This window comes from Streptococcus nidrosiense (assembly GCF_042140045.1).
GTDB lineage: Bacteria > Bacillota > Bacilli > Lactobacillales > Streptococcaceae > Streptococcus > Streptococcus nidrosiense.
The window spans coordinates 744942-770887 of the sequence record NZ_CP152419.1; the positions used below are offsets into that span (position 1 = coordinate 744942).

The 25946-nt window shown below is 41.7% G+C and carries 14 protein-coding genes; all 14 read left to right on the top strand.

From position 1 onward, the window contains the following. Positions 1-35: 35 nt before the first annotated feature. The 14 genes from wecB to AAFQ93_RS03670 all read left to right on the top strand — a co-directional run bounded on the left by wecB (position 36) and on the right by AAFQ93_RS03670 (position 25585). Positions 36-1124 (top strand): non-hydrolyzing UDP-N-acetylglucosamine 2-epimerase, encoded by a 1089-nt coding sequence (gene wecB / locus AAFQ93_RS03605; protein ID WP_049530524.1) that lies wholly within the window; start codon positions 36-38, stop codon positions 1122-1124. A 41-nt stretch (positions 1125-1165) separates the two neighbouring features. Further along, positions 1166-2035, top strand: a complete 870-nt coding sequence (gene rfbA / locus AAFQ93_RS03610; RefSeq protein WP_375555647.1) for a glucose-1-phosphate thymidylyltransferase RfbA — start codon at positions 1166-1168, stop codon at positions 2033-2035. Beyond that, the gene (locus AAFQ93_RS03615) at positions 2036-2629 is read left to right on the top strand and encodes a dTDP-4-dehydrorhamnose 3,5-epimerase family protein (RefSeq protein WP_223140554.1); all 594 of its coding nucleotides are present in this window, start codon (positions 2036-2038) and stop codon (positions 2627-2629) included. A 12-nt stretch (positions 2630-2641) separates the two neighbouring features. After that, the gene (rfbB, locus tag AAFQ93_RS03620) at positions 2642-3691 is read left to right on the top strand and encodes a dTDP-glucose 4,6-dehydratase (protein WP_223140555.1); all 1050 of its coding nucleotides are present in this window, start codon (positions 2642-2644) and stop codon (positions 3689-3691) included. Between the two features lie 66 nt (positions 3692-3757). Beyond that, the gene (gene rfbD / locus AAFQ93_RS03625; protein ID WP_223140556.1) at positions 3758-4612 is read left to right on the top strand and encodes a dTDP-4-dehydrorhamnose reductase; all 855 of its coding nucleotides are present in this window, start codon (positions 3758-3760) and stop codon (positions 4610-4612) included. Between the two features lie 240 nt (positions 4613-4852). Continuing rightward, positions 4853-6226, top strand: a complete 1374-nt coding sequence (ftsA, locus tag AAFQ93_RS03630; protein ID WP_223140557.1) for a cell division protein FtsA — start codon at positions 4853-4855, stop codon at positions 6224-6226. A gap of 17 nt (positions 6227-6243) precedes the next feature. After that, complete coding sequence (gene ftsZ / locus AAFQ93_RS03635) at positions 6244-7500, top strand: cell division protein FtsZ (RefSeq protein WP_223140558.1); 1257 nt, start codon at positions 6244-6246, stop codon at positions 7498-7500. Between the two features lie 5 nt (positions 7501-7505). Further along, positions 7506-8177 carry a YggS family pyridoxal phosphate-dependent enzyme gene (locus AAFQ93_RS03640; protein ID WP_049530599.1) on the top strand — a complete coding sequence of 224 codons (672 nt, stop codon included), beginning with the start codon at positions 7506-7508 and terminating at the stop codon, positions 8175-8177. Between the two features lie 9 nt (positions 8178-8186). Beyond that, positions 8187-8738: a cell division protein SepF gene (locus tag AAFQ93_RS03645; RefSeq protein WP_223140559.1), complete on the top strand. Its 552-nt coding sequence runs from the start codon at positions 8187-8189 to the stop codon at positions 8736-8738. Further along, positions 8738-9001 (top strand): YggT family protein, encoded by a 264-nt coding sequence (locus AAFQ93_RS03650; protein WP_000576492.1) that lies wholly within the window; start codon positions 8738-8740, stop codon positions 8999-9001. The genes AAFQ93_RS03645 and AAFQ93_RS03650 overlap by 1 nt, the downstream gene beginning before the upstream one ends. Beyond that, on the top strand, positions 8998-9783 hold the full coding sequence (locus AAFQ93_RS03655; RefSeq protein WP_223140560.1) for an RNA-binding protein: 786 nt from the start codon (positions 8998-9000) through the stop codon (positions 9781-9783). The genes AAFQ93_RS03650 and AAFQ93_RS03655 overlap by 4 nt, the downstream gene beginning before the upstream one ends. 9 nt (positions 9784-9792) lie before the next feature. Then, positions 9793-10581 carry a DivIVA domain-containing protein gene (locus AAFQ93_RS03660; RefSeq protein ID WP_223140561.1) on the top strand — a complete coding sequence of 263 codons (789 nt, stop codon included), beginning with the start codon at positions 9793-9795 and terminating at the stop codon, positions 10579-10581. A 255-nt stretch (positions 10582-10836) separates the two neighbouring features. Next, on the top strand, positions 10837-13629 hold the full coding sequence (ileS, locus tag AAFQ93_RS03665) for an isoleucine--tRNA ligase (RefSeq protein ID WP_375555648.1): 2793 nt from the start codon (positions 10837-10839) through the stop codon (positions 13627-13629). A 619-nt stretch (positions 13630-14248) separates the two neighbouring features. Further along, on the top strand, positions 14249-25585 hold the full coding sequence (locus AAFQ93_RS03670) for an Ig-like domain-containing protein (RefSeq protein WP_375555649.1): 11337 nt from the start codon (positions 14249-14251) through the stop codon (positions 25583-25585). Positions 25586-25946: the final 361 nt, after the last annotated feature.

Below are 25946 nucleotides of genomic sequence, written 5' to 3' on the forward strand. Positions count from 1 at the left end.
ACAAATAAAGAATTTAATTATTGATTTAGGAGGAAATCATGAAGATAATGCTAGTTTTTGGTACACGTCCAGAAGCGATAAAAATGTGTCCATTAGTGAATGAGTTGAAAAAACAGGCAGATATGGAAACAGTTGTTTGTGTAACTGGTCAGCACAAGGAGATGGTTAGCCCTGTTTTGGAATTGTTTGGAGTTCAACCAGACTATGATTTAGAAATAATGAAAGCTAATCAAACCTTGTTCTCTATAACAACAAGTATTTTAGAAAAAATTAAACCTGTTTTAGAAGAAGAACAACCAGATATTGTTCTAGTTCACGGTGACACTACTACAACATATGCAGCAGCTTTGGCAGCATTTTATCTTGGAATTAAGGTTGGCCATGTTGAAGCTGGGTTACGAACTTACAACCTGCAAAGTCCCTTCCCAGAAGAATTTAATAGACAATCGACTTCTATTATTGCAAATTATCATTTTGCTCCAACTGAATTGGCTAAAGAAAATCTTTTAAAAGAGGGTAGAGAGAATGTTTATGTAACTGGAAATACAGTTATTGATGCACTTACAACTACAGTACAAAAGGATTATACACACCCTGATTTAGATTTAAACGTTGACACCCGTCTTATTCTACTAACTGCTCATAGACGTGAAAATCTCGGAGAACCTATGAAACACATGTTTAGAGCTGTTAAACGAGTTTTAAATGAATATGATGATGTTAAGGTAATTTATCCAATTCATAAAAATCCCTTGGTGCGTGAAACAGCTGCGGAAATTTTTGGAGACACAGAACGTATTCAGATTATTGAACCTTTGGATGTTCTTGATTTTCATAATTTCATGAATCACAGTTACATGATTTTAACTGATTCAGGAGGAGTTCAGGAAGAGGCTCCTTCTTTAGGAAAGCCTGTATTGGTCATGCGAGATACGACAGAAAGACCAGAAGGAGTAGCTGCCGGAACATTGAAATTGGTTGGAACTGATGAAGAGACTATTTATCAAAACTTTAAGATGCTTTTAGACGATTCTGAAGAATATAAAAAAATGAGTCAAGCTAGTAATCCTTATGGAAATGGTGATGCTAGTAAACAGATAGTTCGTATTTTACGCGGAATTTAAGCGAGGCTAGGTAAAGTAATAATATAGAAAGGTACCCTATTATGAAAGGTATTATTCTCGCGGGTGGTTCGGGGACACGTTTATATCCTTTGACTCGAGCTGCATCAAAACAACTGATGCCGGTTTATGATAAACCGATGATTTACTATCCACTTTCAACATTGATGTTGGCTGGTATTAGGGATATTTTGATTATCTCAACTCCTCAAGATTTGCCTCGATTTAAAGAATTACTTCAAGACGGATCTGAGTTCGGGATTAAACTTTCTTACGCGGAGCAACCGAGTCCAGACGGTTTGGCCCAAGCCTTTATCATTGGGGAAGAGTTTATTGGCGATGATAGCGTTGCTCTGATCTTAGGTGACAATATCTATCATGGTCCTGGCCTTTCGAAGATGCTACAAAAGGCCGCAAGCAAGGAGTCAGGAGCAACTGTGTTTGGCTACCATGTGAAGGATCCAGAACGTTTTGGTGTTGTTGAGTTTGATGATGACATGAACGCTATTTCTATCGAAGAAAAGCCAGAACACCCTCGCTCAAATTATGCAGTTACAGGCCTCTATTTCTATGATAATGATGTAGTAGAAATTGCAAAAAATATAAAACCAAGCCCTCGTGGGGAATTGGAAATTACAGATGTAAACAAGGCTTACCTAGATCGCGGAGATTTATCCGTTGAGGTTATGGGACGTGGCTTTGCTTGGTTGGATACTGGCACTCATGAAAGTTTGCTAGAGGCTTCACAGTACATCGAAACAGTCCAACGGATGCAAAATGTTCAGGTGGCAAACTTGGAAGAAATTGCTTACCGTATGGGCTATATCAGTCGAGAAGATGTGTTGGCCTTAGCTCAACCGCTTAAGAAAAATGAATACGGACAGTATCTGCTCCGTTTGATTGGAGAAGCATAGATGACAGATAATTTTTTCGGTAAGACGCTTGCAGCACGCAAGGTTGATGCAATTCCAGGTATGTTGGAGTTTGATATCCCCGTTCATGGTGATAATCGTGGCTGGTTTAAAGAAAATTTCCAAAAGGAAAAAATGATTCCACTTGGATTTCCAGAGTCTTTCTTTGCAGAAGGAAAATTGCAAAACAATGTATCCTTCTCACGCAAAAATGTTCTTCGTGGTCTCCACGCAGAACCTTGGGATAAGTACATCTCTGTGGCAGATGGTGGGAAAGTTCTAGGTTCTTGGGTTGATTTACGTGAGGGCGAAACCTTCGGAAATACCTACCAGACAGTCATTGATGCTAGCAAGGGAATCTTTGTTCCTCGAGGGGTGGCCAATGGCTTCCAAGTCCTATCAGATACAGTTTCTTATAGTTATCTGGTCAATGATTACTGGGCTCTTGAACTCAAACCCAAGTATGCCTTTGTAAACTACGCTGATCTAAGCCTTGGTATTGAATGGGAAAATCTTGCAGAAGCAGAGGTTTCAGAAGCAGATAAAAATCATCCACTACTCAAGGATGTAAAACCTTTGAAAAAAGAAGATTTGTAAAAAGGAAAGAATATGACTGAATACAAAAAAATTATCGTGACGGGTGGAGCTGGTTTTATCGGTTCCAACTTTGTCCACTATGTTTACAATAATTTTCCAGATGTTCATGTGACAGTCTTGGACAAGTTGACTTATGCTGGGAACCGCGCTAATATTGAGGAAATTTTAGGCGATCGTGTTGAATTAGTTGTTGGTGACATTGCGGATGCAGAGTTGGTAGACAAGTTAGCAGCTCAAGCAGATGCTATTGTGCACTATGCCGCGGAAAGTCACAATGACAATTCGCTCAATGATCCATCACCATTTATCCATACTAACTTCATCGGAACCTATACTCTTTTAGAAGCTGCTCGTAAGTATGATATTCGCTTCCACCATGTATCGACAGATGAAGTTTATGGGGATCTCCCTCTACGTGAGGATTTGCCAGGTCATGGTGAAGGTCCAGGTGAGAAATTTACCGCTGAAACTAAATATAACCCAAGCTCTCCTTACTCATCAACTAAGGCAGCTTCGGACTTGATTGTGAAAGCCTGGGTACGATCATTTGGTGTCAAAGCGACTATTTCTAACTGTTCAAATAACTACGGTCCTTATCAGCACATTGAAAAATTCATTCCACGTCAGATTACCAACATTCTAAGTGGAATTAAGCCAAAACTGTATGGTGAAGGAAAGAACGTTCGTGACTGGATTCATACCAATGACCATTCTTCAGGTGTTTGGACAATCTTGACAAAAGGTCAAATTGGTGAAACCTACTTGATTGGTGCTGATGGTGAAAAGAACAACAAGGAAGTTTTGGAACTAATCCTTAAGGAAATGGGACAACCTGCCGATGCCTATGATCATGTGACTGACCGTGCAGGACATGACCTTCGTTATGCGATTGACGCAAGCAAGCTCCGTGATGAGTTGGGCTGGAAACCAGAATTCACCAACTTCGAACAAGGTCTCAAAGAAACCATTCAATGGTACAAAGATAACCAAGAATGGTGGCAGGGAGAAAAAGAAGCTGTTGAAGCCAACTACGCTAAAACACAAGAGGTTCTTGAAAAATAAAAGGCAGAAACTTTCTGCTTTTTATTGCTATACCGAAGAATTGTGAATCAGTTGAAAGGAAGAAAAATGATTTTAATTACAGGAGCAAATGGTCAATTAGGAACGGAACTTCGTTATTTATTAGATGAGCGTAATGAAGAATACGTTGCTGTTGATGTGGCTGAGATGGATATTACCGATGCAGAAATGGTTGAGAAAGTTTTTGAAGAGGTGAAACCGACTTTAGTTTACCATTGTGCAGCCTACACAGCTGTTGATGCAGCTGAGGATGAAGGAAAAGAACTGGACTTTGCCATCAATGTTACGGGGACAGAAAATGTCGCAAAAGCATCCGAAAAGCATGGTGCAACTCTAGTCTACATCTCTACAGATTATGTCTTTGACGGTAAGAAACCAGTCGGGCAAGAGTGGGAAGTAGATGACAAACCAGATCCTCAAACTGAATATGGTCGTACTAAGCGTATGGGAGAAGAGCTTGTAGAAAAACACGTTTCAAACTTCTATATTATCCGTACTGCCTGGGTTTTTGGAAATTACGGCAAAAACTTTGTCTTCACGATGCAAAATCTTGCTAAAACTCATAAGACTTTGACAGTTGTAAATGACCAACATGGTCGACCAACCTGGACGCGTACCTTGGCTGAGTTCATGACTTTCCTAGCTGAAAATCGCAAGGAATTTGGTTATTACCATTTGTCAAATGATGCGAAGGAAAACACAACTTGGTATGACTTTGCGGTTGAAATTTTGAAGGATACAGAAGTCGAAGTCAAGCCAGTAGACTCGAGCCAATTTCCTGCAAAAGCTAAACGTCCACTAAACTCAACAATGAGTCTGGCTAAAGCCAAAGCTACTGGATTTGTCATCCCAACTTGGCAAGATGCCTTGAAAGAATTTTATAAACAAGACCTTAAAAAATAGCCTTACTTTAGAAAAAATGGTTACACAAAGAGAGAGAAAAAGGTTTCTCTTTCTTTTTTGTTTACTCGTTTATGCAATCGTCGGATAATTATAAAAATTCAAGAAAAAGCTTGTTTAAATGTTAGAAAATTCGAGCACGAATGTTTTTTTTGTGTTATAATATTTTGTGAGTAGTTATGCCTTGGTGTAGCTATTAAAAATAGAAGTGTGAAACTGGGAAGATAGAGAGGACGCAGTGTAATGACTAGAAATGGTTTTTTTACAGGCTTAGATATCGGAACTAGCTCTATTAAAGTGTTGGTTGCAGAGCTTGTAAATGGTGAAGTAAATGTAATTGGCGTGAGCAATGCCAAAAGTAAAGGTGTCAAAGATGGGATTATCGTTGACATCGAAGCAGCAGCGACTGCTATTAAGTCTGCAATTTCTCAAGCAGAAGAAAAAGCAGGAATTTCAATCAAGTCTGTAAACGTTGGCCTGCCAGCTAATTTGCTACAAGTGGAGCCAACTCAAGGCATGATTCCAGTGACATCAGATACAAGAGAAATTACGGATCAAGATGTCGAAAATGTTGTCAAATCAGCCTTGACTAAAAGTATGACTCCAGATCGTGAAGTTATCACCTTTATTCCAGAGGAATTTGTCGTTGATGGATTCCAAGGAATTCGTGATCCTCGCGGCATGATGGGTGTGCGTTTGGAAATGCGCGGTCTCTTGTACACTGGCCCACGTACGATCCTCCACAATCTTCGTAAAACTGTTGAGCGTGTAGGCATTCAAGTCGAGAACGTGATTATTTCACCTCTTGCAATGGTTCACTCTGTCTTGAATGAAGGTGAACGTGAGTTTGGTGCGACTGTTATCGACATGGGTGGTGGCCAAACGACTGTCGCCACTATTCGCAACCAAGAACTTCAATATACAAATGTCAACCAAGAGGGTGGCGATTATGTCACAAAAGACATTTCAAAAGTTCTCAAGACTTCTAAGAAAATTGCAGAAGGTCTAAAATTGAACTACGGTGAAGCTTATCCACCACTAGCTAGCAAGGAAACTTTCCAAGTTGAAGTGATCGGTGAAGTTGAACCGGTTGAAGTGACTGAAGAATACTTGGCTGAGATTATTTCAGCAAGAATCAAGCACATTTTTGAGCAAATTAAGCAAGACTTGGAAAGACGTCACCTATTAGACTTGCCAGGTGGTATTGTCTTGATTGGTGGAAATGCTCTTCTTCCAGGTGTCGTTGAATTGGCCCAAGAAGTATTTGGAGTACGCGTTAAGTTATTCGTACCAAATCAAGTAGGTATTCGCAATCCTGCTTTTGCCCATGTCATCAGCTTGTCAGAATTCGCTGGTAGTCTTACTGAAGTGAATATTTTGGCACAACGAGCAATTCGAGGTGACGAAAGTTTACGCCACCAACCGATTGACTTTAGAAGTTCAGCTCAACCAGTTTCACCTGTTTCTCCACGGCCAGTATTTAATACAGTGACAACTCCCGAGCCTGAAACAACTCAATCTGTTGAACCAGTAGCTCCTCTTCAATCAGAAGAAAAGAGCAAAGGTAAATTAACGGATCGTTTCCGTAGCTTGATTGGAAGCATGTTTGACGAATAAAATAGAGGAATATAAATATGACATTTTCATTTGATACAGCAGCTGCACAAGGTGCAGTCATTAAAGTAATCGGTGTCGGCGGTGGTGGTGGAAATGCCATCAACCGTATGGTTGACGAAGGCGTTTCCGGCGTTGAATTTATCGCAGCCAATACAGATGTGCAGGCTTTGAGCAGTACAAAAGCTGAAACAGTTATTCAGCTCGGTCCTAAATTGACTCGCGGACTTGGTGCAGGAGGTCAACCTGAAGTTGGTCGTAAAGCTGCAGAAGAAAGCGAAGAAGTATTGACAGAAGCAATCAGCGGTGCTGATATGGTCTTCATCACTGCTGGTATGGGTGGTGGTTCTGGTACAGGTGCTGCACCAGTTATCGCTCGTATTGCAAAAAGCCTCGGAGCTTTGACAGTAGGTGTTGTAACTCGTCCATTTGGTTTTGAAGGAAGCAAACGTGGACAATTTGCTATCGAAGGGATTAACGAACTTCGTGAACATGTTGATACACTCTTGATTATCTCAAACAACAACTTGCTAGAAATCGTTGACAAGAAGACTCCACTTCTTGAAGCATTGAGTGAAGCAGACAACGTTCTTCGTCAAGGTGTTCAAGGGATTACAGATTTGATTACAAATCCTGGCTTGATCAACTTGGACTTTGCAGACGTTAAAACTGTTATGGCCAATAAAGGGAATGCCCTTATGGGGATTGGTATCGGTAGCGGTGAAGAACGTGTTGTAGAAGCTGCTCGTAAAGCAATCTACTCACCACTTCTTGAAACAACTATCGATGGAGCTGAGGATGTTATTGTTAACGTAACTGGTGGTTTGGACTTGACTTTGATTGAAGCTGAAGAAGCATCAGAAATTGTTAACCAAGCAGCTGGTCATGGCGTTAACATCTGGCTTGGAACATCTATTGATGAGACAATGAAAGACGAAATCCGCGTGACTGTTGTTGCGACAGGAGTACGTCAGGATAAAGTTGAGAAAGTTGTAACTGCTCAACCACGCCAAGCAACCCACCGTGAACCTGCTCGAACTAGCCATGCACAAACTTTTGATCGAAATTTTGATATGGCTGATACAGTAGAAATTCCAACTCCAAGTTATCGCCGTCAAGAAGCACCAAAGACATCAGCCTTTGGTGACTGGGACTTGAGACGCGATGCCATCGTTCGTCAAGGAGAACCAGTTGTTTCTCCAGTGGAACGTTTTGAAGTTCCAGTAGCGACAGATGAAGACGAGTTGGAAACACCACCATTCTTTAAAAATCGTTAATGAAGATGAATTTAAAAGAAAATACGAACCTTGTTTTTCAACAGATATCGAATGCAGTTCAGGAAGCCGGTCGTGAAAACGATTCGGTTTCTGTGATTGCGGTGACCAAATATGTAGATGTTGAAACAGCCTCAGCTTTGGTTTCGCAAGGAGTGCAACACATTGGTGAGAACCGTGTTGATAAATTTCTTGACAAGTATCATGCTCTAAGTGATAAGAATCTTACCTGGCATTTGATCGGAACCTTACAGAGACGTAAAGTCAAGGAAGTGATTTCTTATGTGGATTATTTTCATGCTTTAGATTCCTTAAAACTAGCTCAGGAAATTCAAAAACGAGCGGACCACAAGATTAAGTGCTTTTTGCAAGTAAATATTTCTCAGGAAGAAAGTAAGCACGGTTTTTCGAAAGAAGAATTGTTAGCCCTCTTACCAGAACTTTCAGAATTAGACCAGATTGAGTATGTGGGTCTGATGACCATGGCTCCATTTGAAGCGACTAGTCAAGAATTGCTAGAGATATTTAAAGAAACGCAAGAATTGCAAAAAACCATTCAAGAAAAACATCTCCCCAATATGCCGATGACAGAACTAAGTATGGGTATGAGTCGAGACTTCAAAGAAGCGATTCAATGTGGTTCAACTTTCGTTCGAATCGGTACAGCATTTTTTAAATAGGAAATAACCATGTCACTAAAAGATAAATTTGATAAGTTTATAGATTATTTCACTGAAGATGGAGAAGAGGTGGCACCGAACGTTGCTGAGTTAAAGTCTGAACAAACCTTAACTTCAGTTTCGGCTCCAAAGGAAGAACTTCCACGAGCTCAACAGTTACCACAACCTTCACAAGTGAATTCGAAAGAAAAAAATATTACCCGTCTTCACGCTCGTCAACAAGAATTGGCGATGCAGAGTCACCGAGGTGCAGAAAAGGTAACCATTGCTGTTCGTTATCCTCGCCGCTACGAAGATGCAACTGATATTGTTGATTTGTTAACAGGAAATGAAAGTATTCTAATTGATTTCCAATATATGACTGAAGTACAAGCGCGTCGTTGTCTAGATTACTTAGATGGTGCTCGTTATGTGCTGGCTGGTGAATTAAGGAAAGTCGCAAATACTATGTACCTTTTGACACCAGTAGGAGTTGTTGTTAATATTGAAGACATTCGCTTACCTGATGGAAGTCATGGCGAAGAGTTTGATTTTGATATGAAGAGAAATCGAGTGAAGTAATGATTTTTCTAATTCGTTTTATTCAGAATGCTGCAACTATCTATTCATGGATACTTGTAGCTTTTGCTCTATTATCTTGGTTTCCCAATGCCTATGATACAGCACTAGGTCGTTTGTTGACTAGCTTAGTCAAACCGATCCTTCAACCCTTGAGACGTCTGCCCCTAAGTATTGGTGGTATTGATTTTTCAGTTTGGGTGGCTGTCATTTTAGTTCATTTACTTGGAAACTATTTGATCCGTTTTCTTTATATACTAGCATGAGAAAAGATATTTATCAGCATTTCTCAGTCGAGGATATTCCTTTCATTGATAAAGGATTGGAGTGGCTTAGGCAGGTCGAAGAGCACTACGCTCCCATCCTAACTCCCTTTATCAATCCCCATCAGGTCTTTATTTTAAAGACATTGGGGAATCATCAAGGGATTCAAGTTTTTTCAAGCAATGATTTTGTACCTAGCGAGTATAGTCGTGTGCTTCTTGCACCAGATTATTTCGTACCGACTTTGGCGGATTTTGAAATGGAATTACTCGAGATTGTTTATTCTAGTAAGTTTGACCAATTGACTCATTCCAAGATTTTAGGAACCGTTCTGAATCGTCTGGGAATTGATCGCAAGTTATTTGGTGATATATTAGTAACGGAGAATAGAGCGCAAATCATTGTGGACCGGAAATTTGTTTCCCTCTTCCAGGATGGAATTCAAAAGGTTGCTAGATTACCTGTAAAACTAGAAGTAAGGCCTTTTGAAGAATTATTAGAATCCAAAAATGACTATCAGGAAAGAGAAGTTTTAGTTCCGAGCATGCGCTTGGATGCCTTCTTATCGAATGTTCTGAAATTATCTCGCTCCCAGACAGCCGATTTATTAGAAAGAAAATATGTTCAGGTAAATTACCATCTGGTTGAAAAATCTGATTATCAGGTTCAGATTGGTGATTTAGTAAGTGTCAGACGCTTTGGACGAATGATCTTACTCAAAGAAAATGGCCAGACTAAAAAAGATAAGAAAAAATTGATAGTTCAACTATTATTAAGTAAGTGAGGGGAAAATATGCCAATTACATCGTTAGAAATCAAGGATAAAACCTTTAGTACCAAATTCAGAGGTTTTAATCCTGAAGAAGTTGATGAATTTCTAGATATTGTTGTTCGTGACTATGAAACACTTGTTCGTAGCAATCACGAAAAAGAACAACACATTAAAAATTTAGAGGAACGTTTGTCTTATTTTGATGAGATTAAGGAGTCATTGAGCCAGTCTGTATTGATTGCTCAAGATACTGCAGAACGTGTCAAACAAGCTGCTAATGAACGCTCTCAAAATATCCTTAAACAGGCTGAACAAGATGCCCAGCGTCTGCTTGATGAGGCTAAGTATAAGGCTAATGAAATCTTGCGTCAAGCTACAGATAATGCTAAGAAGGTTGCTGTAGAGACGGAAGAATTGAAGAATAAGAGCCGTGTCTTCCATCAACGTTTGAAATCTACGATTGAGAGTCAATTAGCTATTGTAGACTCTTCTGACTGGGAAGAAATTTTGCGTCCAACAGCAACTTACCTTCAAACAAGTGACGAAGCCTTTAAAGAAGTTGTTGGAGAAGTTTTGGGTGAAGATGTTTCTACCTATCAGGATGAAGAGCCGATTGATATGACCCGTCAGTTTTCACCTGAGGAAGTAGCAGAGCTCCAAGCCCGCATTGAAGCAGCTAATAGAGAATTGGCTGAATCACAAAAAGAAGAAAAGCCAGCTACTGCTAGCTCAGTAGTAGAAGAAGTTGATTCTTCAAACCAAGAAGATTCTCAACAAACACCCTTGACAGAATCTATTAATCTTTTATAAGAAAGAAAATCTGAGAACAAGATCTAATTTAACATATTTTCAGCGAGTAGGAGATGGTGGAAGTCCTACAATCCCTGTTGATGAGATTATCCTCTCAAGTTATCAAGTCTGAAGTTAGTAAGATTTGACGTTGCCCACGTTACGGGAAAAGAGGGAGAAAGACTAGTTCTTTTTCCGAACAAAGGTGGTACCACGATTTTCGTCCTTTTTAGCGAGTCGTGGTTTTTATTTTGTCTATATCATAAAGGAGATATCATGAAACTCAAAGAAACTTTAAATCTAGGGAAAACAGATTTCCCAATGCGTGCAGGACTTCCAACCAAAGAGCCAGTCTGGCAAAAAGAGTGGGAAGAAGCAAAATTGTATCAACGTCGTCAAGAGTTGAATGAAGGGAAACCTCACTTCACTCTTCATGATGGACCTCCGTACGCTAACGGAAATATCCACGTTGGTCATGCTATGAACAAGATTTCAAAAGATATCATTGTTCGTTCTAAATCTATGTCAGGATTTTACGCACCATACATCCCAGGTTGGGATACACATGGTCTGCCAATCGAGCAAGTTTTGGCCAAACAAGGTGTCAAACGCAAAGAGATGGATTTGGTTGAATACTTGAAACTTTGCCGTGAATACGCTCTTTCTCAAGTAGATAAACAACGCGAAGACTTCAAACGTTTAGGTGTTTCTGGTGACTGGGAAAATCCATATGTAACTTTGACACCTGATTATGAAGCAGCGCAAATCCGTGTCTTCGGTGAGATGGCTAACAAGGGCTACATCTACCGTGGTGCTAAGCCAGTTTACTGGTCTTGGTCATCTGAGTCAGCACTTGCTGAAGCGGAAATTGAATACCATGACTTGGTATCAACATCACTTTACTATGCCAACAAGGTTAAAGATGGCAAAGGTGTTCTTGATACAGATACTTATATCGTCGTTTGGACAACAACTCCATTCACCATCACTGCTTCTCGTGGTTTGACTGTTGGTGCGGATATTGATTACGTTTTGGTACAACCTGCTGGTGAAGCTCGTAAGTTTGTGGTTGCTGCTGAATTGTTGAACAGCTTGTCTGAAAAATTTGGTTGGGCGGATGTTCAAGTTTTGGCTACATACCGTGGTTCAGAATTGAACCACATCGTGACAGAACACCCATGGGATACTGCAGTAGATGAACTTGTTATCCTTGGTGACCACGTTACAACAGACTCAGGTACTGGTATCGTCCATACAGCCCCAGGTTTTGGTGAGGACGACTACAATGTTGGTGTGGCTAATGGTCTTGAAGTTGCTGTGACAGTTAACGAACGCGGAATCATGATGGCTAATGCTGGCGCTGAGTTCGAAGGTCAATTCTATGACAAGGTGGTTCCAACTGTTATCGAGAAACTAGGCAACCTCCTTCTTGCTCAAGAAGAAATCTCTCACTCATACCCATTTGACTGGCGTACGAAAAAACCAATCATCTGGCGTGCAGTGCCTCAATGGTTTGCTTCTGTATCTAAATTCCGCCAAGAAATCTTGGATGAAATTGAAAAAGTGAAATTCCATTCAGAATGGGGTAAAGTCCGTCTTTACAACATGATTCGTGACCGTGGTGACTGGGTTATCTCTCGTCAACGTGCTTGGGGTGTTCCACTTCCGATCTTCTATGCAGAAGACGGCACACCAATCATGACAGCTGAAACCATTGAGCATGTAGCTCAACTCTTTGAAGAGCATGGTTCCATCATCTGGTGGGAACGTGATGCCAAAGACCTCTTGCCGGAAGGATTTACCCATCCAGGTTCACCAAATGGCGAGTTCAAGAAAGAAACAGATATCATGGACGTTTGGTTCGACTCGGGTTCATCATGGAATGGTGTCGTGGTTAACCGTCCAGAACTTAAATATCCAGCAGATCTTTATCTTGAAGGTTCTGACCAATACCGTGGTTGGTTTAACTCATCACTCATCACATCTGTGGCTAACCATGGGGTTGCACCATACAAACAAATCTTGTCACAAGGTTTTGCCCTTGACGGTAAAGGTGAGAAGATGTCTAAATCTCTTGGAAATACCATTGCTCCAAGCGATGTTGAAAAACAATTTGGTGCGGAAATCTTGCGTCTCTGGGTAACCAGTGTTGACTCAAGCAATGACGTGCGTATCTCTATGGATATCTTGAGCCAAGTTTCTGAAACTTACCGTAAGATCCGTAACACTCTTCGTTTCTTGATTGCTAACACATCGGACTTTAATCCAGCTGAGGATGCAGTTGCTTACGAAGAGCTTCGTTCAGTAGACAAGTACATGACCATTCGCTTTAACCAACTTGTTGAGACAATTCGTGATGCTTATGCTAACTTTGAATTTTTGACAATCTATAAAGCACTTGTTAACTTTATCAATGTTGACTTGTCAGCCTTCTACCTTGATTTTGCCAAAGATGTTGTCTACATCGAAGGAGCCAAATCATTGGAACGCCGTCAAATGCAAACTGTCTTCTACGATATCCTTGTAAAAATTACCAAACTCTTGACTCCAATCCTTCCTCACACTGCGGAAGAAATCTGGTCATACCTTGAGTTTGAAGTCGAAGACTTTGTTCAATTGTCAGAATTGCCAGAAGCTCAAACATTTGCTAACCAAGAGGAAATCTTGGACACATGGGCAGCCTTCATGGACTTCCGTGGTCAAGCTCAAAAAGCCTTGGAAGAAGCTCGTAATGCTAAAGTCATCGGTAAATCCCTTGAAGCTCATTTGACAGTTTATCCAAACGAAGTTGTGAGAACTCTTCTTGGAGCTGTTGATAGCAATGTTGCTCAACTTTTGATCGTCTCAGAATTGACTATCGCAGAAGGTGCAGCTCCAGAAGGTGCAGTAGCCTTTGAAGATGTAGCTTTCACTGTAGAACGTGCATCTGGTGAAGTGTGTGACCGTTGCCGTCGCATAGATCCAACAACAGCAGAACGTCACTACCATGCAATCATCTGTGACCACTGTGCAAGTATCGTTGAAGAAAACTTTGCGGAAGCAGTTGCTGAAGGATTTGAAGCTAAATAATTTTATATACTGGAGGTTGGGACAAAAGATCCCGACCTCTTTTTTTATTAGGAATCAAACTTTGACGTGGTAGCTGATTGAACTTTTTGTTCGCCTTTTGGACTCAAAAAGCTCCTAATCATCCTCGCGGGGCTGGGACTACGAAATCGAGACTTTGTCTATCGATTTCTGTCCCACCGCCTTTTTTATGGAGTGAATATTATTTCGATGTTAAATAGAAAAAGTTCATAATTTTTAAAAATAAGAACAAATTGACATTTTATAAAAAACAAGTAAATATTTACAAATGAATTAAAATAAAAGATATAAGAAACAAAAAAAGTAAAAGAGAATTAAAGTGATTGATATTTTCAAGATTTTTTCACATTTTGTTATCATCCTATTAATGTCAAATATTATCAAATTACGGTTTAAAAGCACCTAAATCCACAAAATGTAAAGGATTTTAGTGATATATTTATATAAAATGGTTCGTTTGAAAAAAGAAATCAAATAATTTGAAATATTTAAGTAAATAACGTATAATAAATCAGTGTGCAAAAAACACTATAATAATTATAAAAAAGGGGAATACGCGATGTATTTTAACCGTAAAAATGCGGAACAAAAGAACTGGCGAATGATCAAAAAAGGAAAACATTTCTTGTTTGGTTGTTCGCTAGTCTTTGCAGTTGGAGCGACTTTAGCTACTCCAGCAGTCCATGCTGACAGTGTAGAAGCTAAGGCAGAAACTACAACTTCAACAACACAAGCTGAACCTACTGCAGAGGTGCCGACCTATACGGCACCAGCTGCAACTAGCCCAGTTGCGACTGAAACAGTAGAAGCAAATTCAGCAACAACTGCAGTTTCAGCTGACAAATCTCAACTAGAAGCTGTTTTGGCACAAGCTAAAGCTAAAAATTTGGATGGTCAAGAAGCATCAGTTAAAGCTGAAGTAGCAGCTGCAATTGCAGAAGCAGAAGCATTAGTTGCGAACGGAACTGCAAGCCAAGAACAAGTCAACCAAAGTGTTGAACGTTTGACTCAAGCAGTGGCAAGTGTGAAGGAAGTTACTGAAGCAACAGTTGAAACAACAACTGAAGCAGCATCTGAAGAAACTACAGATTCTTCAGAAACTCCTAAAGTCAGAAACAAACGTGCGACTTCTGAAGGAACATCACGTGCAGTTGATGAATCGAGACTTGATCGTGTTACAGTAACGAAAGATAACTTTGATAGTTTCTTTAAAGAAGGTGGTACGGCAAATTATGATGAAACGTCAGGCACAATTAAATTAACAGATGATGTATCTGGTCAAGTTGGTAGTGCTTACCTTCGTTTTAAAATTGATCCTAAGGAAGACTTCACCTTTACTGGTAAGGTAGATATTGGTGATAAATACGAAGGTCATACTGTAGCTGGTCGTCCAGGTGGTGATGGAGTCGGTTTCGTCTTCCATACAGGTAAGGTAGATACTATTGGACAATCTGGAGCGTCTATTGGTATGGGTACTATCAAAAATGCCTTTGGTTTCAAACTAGACTCATGGCACAACACTTCTAACCCAAATGCTAACCAAAATGCATCAGCCGATCCAAGATATGGTGGAAATGCATGGAGAAGTAATGCCTTCGGTTCATTCTACTCATCAAATAATGCTGGTAGGGTAACGACAAGTAGCTCAGCAGCAAAAGCTCTAAATCCAGCTCCAAGTGGCCAATGGGTAGACTTTAAAATTGAATATAAAGGTCAATCAAAAGAGTTTATTGTAACTTACGGTTCTGAAAAATGGTCAACTAATTTGAAGACTGCGAATGCTTCAATCATGGAACCAACTGCTAAGACTGCTCTTAACAACTCAAATGCAACTTATGCGTTGTCATTCTTAGGAAGTACGGGTTCGGGTACCAACTTGCAACGTGTACAAATTGAAAAATTTGTGTTTACTGCACCACAAATTGTACAAGTAGCCTTCTATGATGAAGCGGGTAATGAGCTCGCAGCAAGTAGTGCGATCCCAGGAGATAGAGATCAAGTTGTTAATTTGAGTAATATCGAAGCAGTACAAAAAGCTATTACGAAAATAACAGCTAAAGGCTATACACTTAAGGAAGTTAATTCTGATAGAGCAGAAACATATAACTCGGGAGCCAACACTGTAACACTTAGAAGTGGTGGACAGTTACTGAAGTATGTATTTGCAGTGCCTACTCCAGAGGTAACTAAAACATTACCTTCAGATGGTGGTATGCTGCGAAATGGAGGTATTAAATCAACTGATAATACATTATCAGGGACAGGAACACCTGGTGCAACTATTAATATTAAAGTTGCAGGAAACACAGTTGTAGACAACGTAACAGTAGAAAGTAACGGTAAGTGGACAGCGACACTTCCAACTGGATTAAATAGTAATGTAACGACACAAGATCAATTAGTTCCAAAAAACAGTTTAGTAGTTACACAAAAAATAGGTGTCAGTGAAAGTGAAGAAGCAGCAGTAGATGTTGCACTTGGTGAATCAAGTGTGCAACCTTCAACTGATTCAAAAGATCAACAAAGTATTGTTGCGGAAACTACGACAGTTACATTAAAAGTCCCTCATGATGCAGGAATTACTTACTTTGATTACCCTAATGCAAACAATGGTAGAAGTGAAGTAGCTATTAAACGCGATTCAATTCCTGGGGCATGGACTTCAAAAGACGAATCAAAAGCAGTTGTTACCTCATACTCTAGTGATGGTTTCTTTGATACAGTTGTTCTTGAAATGAAGGATAAAATCCAAGCAGGTAAAGCTAAGGTCATTTCAAATATTAAAGAAACTAAATACTCAAGTCCAACTGGGTGGAAAGAAATTAATGTAGAAGCAAAACCTGACACAACACCACCAGCAGCACCAACTGTAAACGCCGTTAAGGCAGGTGCTACTAGTATTACTGGTACAGCAGAAGCTAATTCTAAAGTAGAAGCTACATTACCAAATGGTAGTAAAGCAACTGCAACAGCAGGTGCAGATGGAAGCTTCACTATCCCAGTTTCAGGTTTAAATGAAGGAGATACAATTAGTGTTACAGCAACAGATGCTGCTGACAACAAATCAGATGCCACAACTGTAACTGTAAAAGAGAATGTTCGTCCGACCTTGCACATTCCATATGATGATCCTGCGACACAAGCCATTTATGTTTACTCTGGTGAAGAAAATAATATTGAGCTAAAGGTAACTGATAATTCAGGTAAGATTGTAAAAGCTTATCTAGCTTTGCCACAAGATAACCGTAGTGGGCTTGGTGCAGAAGACACTACCTTCTTAAACGGTAGAACTAGAGGTGGTTTGTATCTTAAGAGTGAAGGTATTCATGTAGAAACTCCTGCTACAGAGTCAACTCCAGCTATCGTTCGCGTAACTGGTGAAGTTCCTAAAAACACTTACACAGAAAGTAACGGACAATTCACTCGTTACCTCTTTGCTGAAGATGCGGCGGGTAATACAGGTTATGAACATGTTGGTGATGCGACTACACCAGGACAACTCGGGCGTATCCGTTTTATGTGGAAACCACAAACGTTCAAGTATACTGCAGTAGCGCCATCAACACCTATTACAGCAAGTGCTGTTCCAGAAGCGAGTGCTATTGAAAAAGCTGTTAAAGATGCTAACCCAACTTTCAGCGACAAGATCGAAAGTGTTTCTGTAGATGGTACTAATGTTAAGGTTACTTACAAGGATGGAAGTACAGATGTCATTCCAGCAGACTCAGTATTCAAAATTGTACCAACTGCACCTACAGTAACACCAGTTAAGAATACATCAGCCTTAACTACGCCAGAAAAACAAGCTGTGGAAGCAGCAGTAAGAACGGCTAACCCAGATGCGACAACAGTAGTAGTTGGAAATGATGGTTCAACAACATTAACTTACTCAAATGGATCAACAGCTAAATTGACACCAGCACAAACTGTTAAGGAAGCAGATTCTAAGGGCGTTCAAGAACCAGCTGCTAAGACACCAGTTCAAAACACATCAGCCTTAACTCAACCAGAAAAAGATGCCGTTAAGAAAGCAGTAGAAACAGCGAACCCAAGTGCAACGAAAGTTGAAGTAGGCGACAATGGTGACACAACAGTAACGTTCCCAGATGGCACAACAGCAACCCTTCCAGGCGCTAAGACTGTTAAGGAAGCAGATTCTAAGGGCGTTCAAGAACCAGCTGCTAAGACACCAGTTCAAAACACATCAGCCTTAACTCAACCAGAAAAAGATGCCGTTAAGAAAGCAGTAGAAACAGCGAACCCAAGTGCAACGAAAGTTGAAGTAGGCGACAATGGTGACACAACAGTAACGTTCCCAGATGGCACAACAGCAACCCTTCCAGGCGCTAAGACTGTTAAGGAAGCAGATTCTAAGGGCGTTCAAGAACCAGCTGCTAAGACACCAGTTCAAAACACATCAGCCTTAACTCAACCAGAAAAAGATGCCGTTAAGAAAGCAGTAGAAACAGCGAACCCAAGTGCAACGAAAGTTGAAGTAGGAAACGATGGATCAGCAACCGTAACGTTCCCAGATGGATCAACAGCAAGCCTTCCAGGCGATAAGACTGTTAAGGAAGCAGATTCTAAAGGTGTTCAAGAACCAGCTGCTAAGACACCAGTTCAAAACACATCAGCCTTAACTCAACCAGAAAAAGATGCCGTTAAGAAAGCAGTAGAAGACGCTAACCCAACAGCAACTAAGGTTGAAGTAGGAAACGATGGATCAGCGACCGTAACGTTCCCAGATGGATCAACAGCAACTCTTACAGGCGATAAGACTGTTAAGGAAGCAGATTCTAAAGGTGTTCAAGAACCAGCTGCTAAGACACCAGTTCAAAACACATCAGCCTTAACTCAACCAGAAAAAGATGCCGTTAAGAAAGCAGTAGAAGACGCTAACCCAACAGCAACTAAGGTTGAAGTAGGAAACGATGGATCAGCGACCGTAACGTTCCCAGATGGATCAACAGCAACTCTTACAGGCGATAAGACTGTTAAGGAAGCAGATTCTAAAGGTGTTCAAGAACCAGCTGCTAAGACACCAGTTCAAAACACATCAGCCTTAACTCAACCAGAAAAAGATGCCGTTAAGAAAGCAGTAGAAGACGCTAACCCAACAGCAACTAAGGTTGAAGTAGGAAACGATGGATCAGCGACCGTAACGTTCCCAGATGGATCAACAGCAACTCTTACAGGCGATAAGACTGTTAAGGAAGCAGATTCTAAAGGTGTTCAAGAACCAGCTGCTAAGACACCAGTTCAAAACACATCAGCCTTAACTCAACCAGAAAAAGATGCCGTTAAGAAAGCAGTAGAAGACGCTAACCCAACAGCAACTAAGGTTGAAGTAGGAAACGATGGATCAGCGACCGTAACGTTCCCAGATGGATCAACAGCAACTCTTACAGGCGATAAGACTGTTAAGGAAGCAGATTCTAAAGGTGTTCAAGAACCAGCTGCTAAGACACCAGTTCAAAACACATCAGCCTTAACTCAACCAGAAAAAGATGCCGTTAAGAAAGCAGTAGAAGACGCTAACCCAACAGCAACTAAGGTTGAAGTAGGAAACGATGGATCAGCAACCGTAACGTTCCCAGATGGATCAACAGCAACTCTTACAGGCGATAAGACTGTTAAGGAAGCTGATGATAAGACAGCTCCAGATGCACCAGTTGTGAACCCAGTTAAGGCTGGTGACACAGCCGTAACCGGTACAGCCGAAGCAGGATCAACAGTAGAAGTAACCCTTCCAGATGGCACTAAAGCCTCAGCAACAGCTGACCAAGATGGTAACTTCAGCGTTCCAGTTAGCGGCTTGGAAGAAGGTCAAACAGTCTCTGTTACAGCGAAAGACGCTTCAAACAATACATCAACTCCAACTACAGCAACTGTAGCGAAAGCTGATGATAAGACAGCTCCAGCAGCACCAGTTGTGAACCCAGTTAAAGCAGGTGACACAGCAGTAACAGGAACAGCCGAAGCAGGTTCAACAGTAGAAGTAACCCTTCCAGATGGCACTAAAGCCTCAGCAACAGCTGACCAAGATGGCAACTTCAGCGTTCCAGTAAGTGGCTTGGAAGAAGGTCAAACCGTCTCTGTTACAGCGAAAGATGCTTCAAACAATACATCAACTCCAACTACAGCAACTGTAGCGAAAGCTGATGATAAGACAGCTCCAGATGCACCAGTTGTGAACCCAGTTAAAGCAGGTGACACAGCAGTAACCGGTACAGCTGAAGCAGGTTCAACAGTAGAAGTCACTCTTCCAGATGGCACTAAAGCATCAGCAACAGCTGACCAAGATGGCAACTTCAGCGTTCCAGTTAGCGGCTTGGAAGAAGGTCAAACAGTCTCTGTTACAGCGAAAGACGCTTCAAACAATACATCAACTCCAACTACAGCAACTGTAGCGAAAGCTGATGATAAGACAGCTCCAGATGCACCAGTTGTGAACCCAGTTAAAGCAGGTGACACAGCAGTAACCGGTACAGCTGAAGCAGGTTCAACAGTAGAAGTCACTCTTCCAGATGGCACTAAAGCATCAGCAACAGCTGACCAAGATGGTAACTTCAGCGTTCCAGTTAGCGGCTTGGAAGAAGGTCAAACAGTCTCTGTTACAGCGAAAGACGCTTCAAACAATACATCAACTCCAACTACAGCAACTGTAGCGAAAGCTGATGATAAGACAGCTCCAGCAGCACCAGTTGTGAACCCAGTTAAAGCAGGTGACACAGCAGTAACCGGTACAGCTGAAGCAGGTTCAACAGTAGAAGTCACTCTTCCAGATGGCACTAAAGCATCAGCAACAGCTGACCAAGATGGTAACTTCAGCGTTCCAGTTAGCGGCTTGGAAGAAGGTCAAACAGTCTCTGTTACAGCGAAAGACGCTTCAAACAATACATCAACTCCAACTACAGCAACTGTAGCGAAAGCTGATGATAAGACAGCTCCAGCAGCACCAGTTGTGAACCCAGTTAAAGCAGGTGACACAGCAGTAACCGGTACAGCTGAAGCAGGATCAACAGTAGAAGTAACCCTTCCAGATGGCACTAAAGCATCAGCAACAGCTGACCAAGATGGTAACTTCAGCGTTCCAGTTAGCGGCTTGGAAGAAGGTCAAACAGTCTCTGTTACAGCGAAAGACGCTTCAAACAATACATCAACTCCAACTACAGCAACTGTAGCGAAAGCTGATGATAAGACAGCTCCAGCAGCACCAGTTGTGAACCCAGTTAAAGCAGGTGACACAGCAGTAACCGGTACAGCTGAAGCAGGTTCAACAGTAGAAGTAACCCTTCCAGATGGCACTAAAGCATCAGCAACAGCTGACCAAGATGGTAACTTCAGCGTTCCAGTTAGCGGCTTGGAAGAAGGTCAAACAGTCTCTGTTACAGCGAAAGACGCTTCAAACAATACATCAACTCCAACTACAGCAACTGTAGCGAAAGCTGATGATAAGACAGCTCCAGCAGCACCAGTTGTGAACCCAGTTAAAGCAGGTGACACAGCAGTAACAGGAACAGCCGAAGCAGGTTCAACAGTAGAAGTAACCCTTCCAGATGGCACTAAAGCCTCAGCAACAGCTGACCAAGATGGCAACTTCAGCGTTCCAGTAAGTGGCTTGGAAGAAGGTCAAACCGTCTCTGTTACAGCGAAAGATGCTTCAAACAATACATCAACTCCAACTACAGCAACTGTAGCGAAAGCTGATGATAAGACAGCTCCAGATGCACCAGTTGTGAACCCAGTTAAAGCAGGTGACACAGCAGTAACCGGTACAGCTGAAGCAGGTTCAACAGTAGAAGTCACTCTTCCAGATGGCACTAAAGCATCAGCAACAGCTGACCAAGATGGTAACTTCAGCGTTCCAGTTAGCGGCTTGGAAGAAGGTCAAACAGTCTCTGTTACAGCGAAAGACGCTTCAAACAATACATCAACTCCAACTACAGCAACTGTAGCGAAAGCTGATGATAAGACAGCTCCAGATGCACCAGTTGTGAACCCAGTTAAAGCAGGTGACACAGCAGTAACCGGTACAGCTGAAGCAGGTTCAACAGTAGAAGTCACTCTTCCAGATGGCACTAAAGCATCAGCAACAGCTGACCAAGATGGTAACTTCAGCGTTCCAGTTAGCGGCTTGGAAGAAGGTCAAACAGTCTCTGTTACAGCGAAAGACGCTTCAAACAATACATCAACTCCAACTACAGCAACTGTAGCGAAAGCTGATGATAAGACAGCTCCAGCAGCACCAGTTGTGAACCCAGTTAAAGCAGGTGACACAGCAGTAACCGGTACAGCTGAAGCAGGTTCAACAGTAGAAGTCACTCTTCCAGATGGCACTAAAGCATCAGCAACAGCTGACCAAGATGGTAACTTCAGCGTTCCAGTTAGCGGCTTGGAAGAAGGTCAAACAGTCTCTGTTACAGCGAAAGACGCTTCAAACAATACATCAACTCCAACTACAGCAACTGTAGCGAAAGCTGATGATAAGACAGCTCCAGCAGCACCAGTTGTGAACCCAGTTAAAGCAGGTGACACAGCAGTAACAGGAACAGCCGAAGCTGGTTCAACAGTAGAAGTAACCCTTCCAGATGGCACTAAAGCCTCAGCAACAGCTGACCAAGATGGCAACTTCAGCGTTCCAGTTAGCGGCTTGGAAGAAGGTCAAACAGTCTCTGTTACAGCGAAAGACGCTTCAAACAATACATCAACTCCAACTACAGCAACTGTAGCGAAAGCTGATGATAAGACAGCTCCAGATGCACCAGTTGTGAACCCAGTTAAAGCAGGTGACACAGCAGTAACAGGAACAGCCGAAGCTGGTTCAACAGTAGAAGTAACCCTTCCAGATGGCACTAAAGCCTCAGCAACAGCTGACCAAGATGGTAACTTCAGCGTTCCAGTTAGCGGCTTGGAAGAAGGTCAAACAGTCTCTGTTACAGCGAAAGACGCTTCAAACAATACATCAACTCCAACTACAGCAACTGTAGCGAAAGCTGATGATAAGACAGCTCCAGATGCACCAGTTGTGAACCCAGTTAAAGCAGGTGACACAGCAGTCACAGGTACAGCCGAAGCAGGATCAACCGTCGAAGTAACCCTTCTAGATGGCACCAAAGCCTCAGCAACAGCTGACCAAGATGGCAACTTCAGCGTTCCAGTTAGCGGCTTGGAAGAAGGTCAAACAGTCTCTGTTACAGCGAAAGACGCTTCAAACAATACATCAACTCCAACTACAGCAACTGTAGCGAAAGCTGATGATAAGACAGCTCCAGATGCACCAGTTGTGAACCCAGTTAAAGCAGGTGACACAGCAGTAACCGGTACAGCTGAAGCAGGTTCAACAGTAGAAGTCACTCTTCCAGATGGCACTAAAGCATCAGCAACAGCTGACCAAGATGGTAACTTCAGCGTTCCAGTTAGCGGCTTGGAAGAAGGTCAAACAGTCTCTGTTACAGCGAAAGACGCTTCAAACAATACATCAACTCCAACTACAGCAACTGTAGCGAAAGCTGATGATAAGACAGCTCCAGATGCACCAGTTGTGAACCCAGTTAAAGCAGGTGACACAGCAGTCACAGGTACAGCTGAAGCAGGATCAACAGTAGAAGTAACCCTTCCAGATGGCACTAAAGCATCAGCAACAGCTGACCAAGATGGCAACTTCAGCGTTCCAGTTAGCGGCTTGGAAGAAGGTCAAACAGTCTCTGTTACAGCGAAAGACGCTTCAAACAATACATCAACTCCAACTACAGCAACTGTAGCGAAAGCTGATGATAAGACAGCACCAGCAGCACCAGTTGTGAACCCAGTTAAAGCAGGTGACACAGCAGTCACAGGTACAGCTGAAGCAGGTTCAACAGTAGAAGTAACCCTTCCAGATGGCACTAAAGCATCAGCAACAGCTGACCAAGATGGTAACTTCAGCGTTCCAGTTAGCGGCTTGAAAGCTGGAGATAAAGTGACTGCCGTAGCAAAAGATGCATCAGGAAATGCATCAACTCCAACAGAGAAAACAGTTGGTAAACGTGATGTTAAGGATGCAGACGGCATTCAAGCTCCATCAACTAAGACACCAGTTAAAGATACAGCGAACTTGACTGATGCAGAAAAAGCTAAAGTTAAAGAAGCCGTAGAAGCAGCGAACCCAGGCTCTAAAGCAGAAGTAGGTCAAGACGGAACAACGAAAGTAACGTTCCCAGATGGCTCAACAGCAACACTTACAGGTGATCAAACTGTTAAGACTGCAGATGCAAATGGTGTTCAAGCTCCATCAACTAAGACACCGGTTAAAGATACAGCGAACTTGACTGTTGCGGAAAAAGCTAAAGTTAAAGAAGCCGTAGAAGCAGCGAACCCAGGATCTAAAGCAGAGGTAGGTCAAGACGGAACAACAACAGTAACATTCCCAGATGGCTCAACAGCAACACTTACAGGTGATCAAACTGTTAAGACTGCAGATTCAAATGGCGTTCAAGTTCCATCAACTAAGACACCAGTTAAAGATACAGCAAACTTGACTGATGCAGAAAAAGTAAAAGTTAAAGAAGCCGTAGAAGCAACGAACTCAGGATCTAAAGCAGAAGTAGGTCAAGATGGAACAACGAAAGTAACGTTCCCAGATGGTTCAACAGCAACACTTACAGGTGATCAAACTGTTAAGACTGCAGATGCAGACGGCATTCAAGCTCCATCAACTAAGACACCAGTTAAAGATACAGCGAACTTGACTGATGCAGAAAAAGCTAAAGTTAAAGAAGCCGTAGAAGCAGCGAACCCAGGCTCTAAAGCAGAAGTAGGTCAAGACGGAACAACGAAAGTAACGTTCCCAGATGGCTCAACAGCAACACTTACAGGTGATCAAACTGTTAAGACTGCAGATTCAAATGGCGTTCAAGCTCCATCAACTAAGACACCAGTTAAAGATACAGCGAACTTGACTGATGCGGAAAAAGCTAAAGTTAAAGAAGCCGTAGAAGCAGCGAACCCAGGCTCAAAAGCAGAAGTAGGTCAAGACGGAACAACGAAAGTAACGTTCCCAGATGGCTCAACAGCAACACTTACAGGTGATCAAACTGTTAAGACTGCAGATTCAAATGGCGTTCAAGCTCCATCAACTAAGACACCAGTTAAAGATACAGCGAACTTGACTGATGCGGAAAAAGCTAAAGTTAAAGAAGCCGTAGAAGCAGCGAACCCAGGCTCAAAAGCAGAAGTAGGTCAAGACGGAACAACGAAAGTAACGTTCCCAGATGGCTCAACAGCAACACTTACAGGTGATAAGACAGTTACTCAAGCTGATATCACAGCTCCAGATGCACCAGTTGTGAACCCAGTTAAGGCTGGTGACACAGCCGTAACAGGTACAGCCGAAGCAGGTTCAACAGTAGAAGTTACTCTTCCAGATGGAACTAAAGTATCAGCGAAAGCAGATAAAGATGGTAAATTCAGTATTCCAGTTAGTGGTTTGAATGCTGGAGATACAGTTTCTGTAACAACAACAGACGAAGCAGGAAATACATCAGCTACAACTACAGTAACAGTAAGTAAAGTTAATGTAGGTGGTAAAGATGCTGATAATGCTAAAGTACCAGTTCTTACTCCAGTAGTAGATCCAAGCAACTTGACAGACGCAGAAAAAGCTAAAGTAGCTGAAGAAGTTAAGAAAGTTAACCCAACTGCGACAGATGTTAAGGTTAACAATGACGGATCAGTAGTTGTAACCTTTGCGGACGGATCAGTAGCAACAATTGCAGCTAATAAAGTTGTTAAGGAAGCAACTAAAGAGTCACCTGCTCAAGCACCAGCTAAGAAAGCAGGAGCGAAAGAATTGCCAAACACTGGTACTAAACAATCTAACGCTTCACTTGGACTAGCACTTCTTGCAGCAGTGACAGGAGGACTCCTTATCTCTAAAAAACGTAAGGAAGAAGAGTAAGCCATTACTCAAATAGAGCAAATCTAAGAATCTTGATTCTATGAGATTGCCAGAAAAACCGTAAGAAGAAATTCTTACGGTTTTTTGATTGGGCTACTTAATGGAAAAGTGGTAAAAAGTAAATTTCTAAAATGATAGAAAATTATAGAAATTAAAGTGGAGAATTCCTATCGAGTATCATTAGGATGATTGCTATAAAATAAAAGTTAACTATTTATTTTTAAAATATGGAGATAGAGCCTTGTAAACTAAGCAAACAAAAAAGAGGTTGGGATAAAAGATCCCGACCTCACTTTTTATTAGCAATCAAACTTTGACGCGGTAGCTGATTGAACTTTTTGTTCGTCTTTTAGACTCCAAA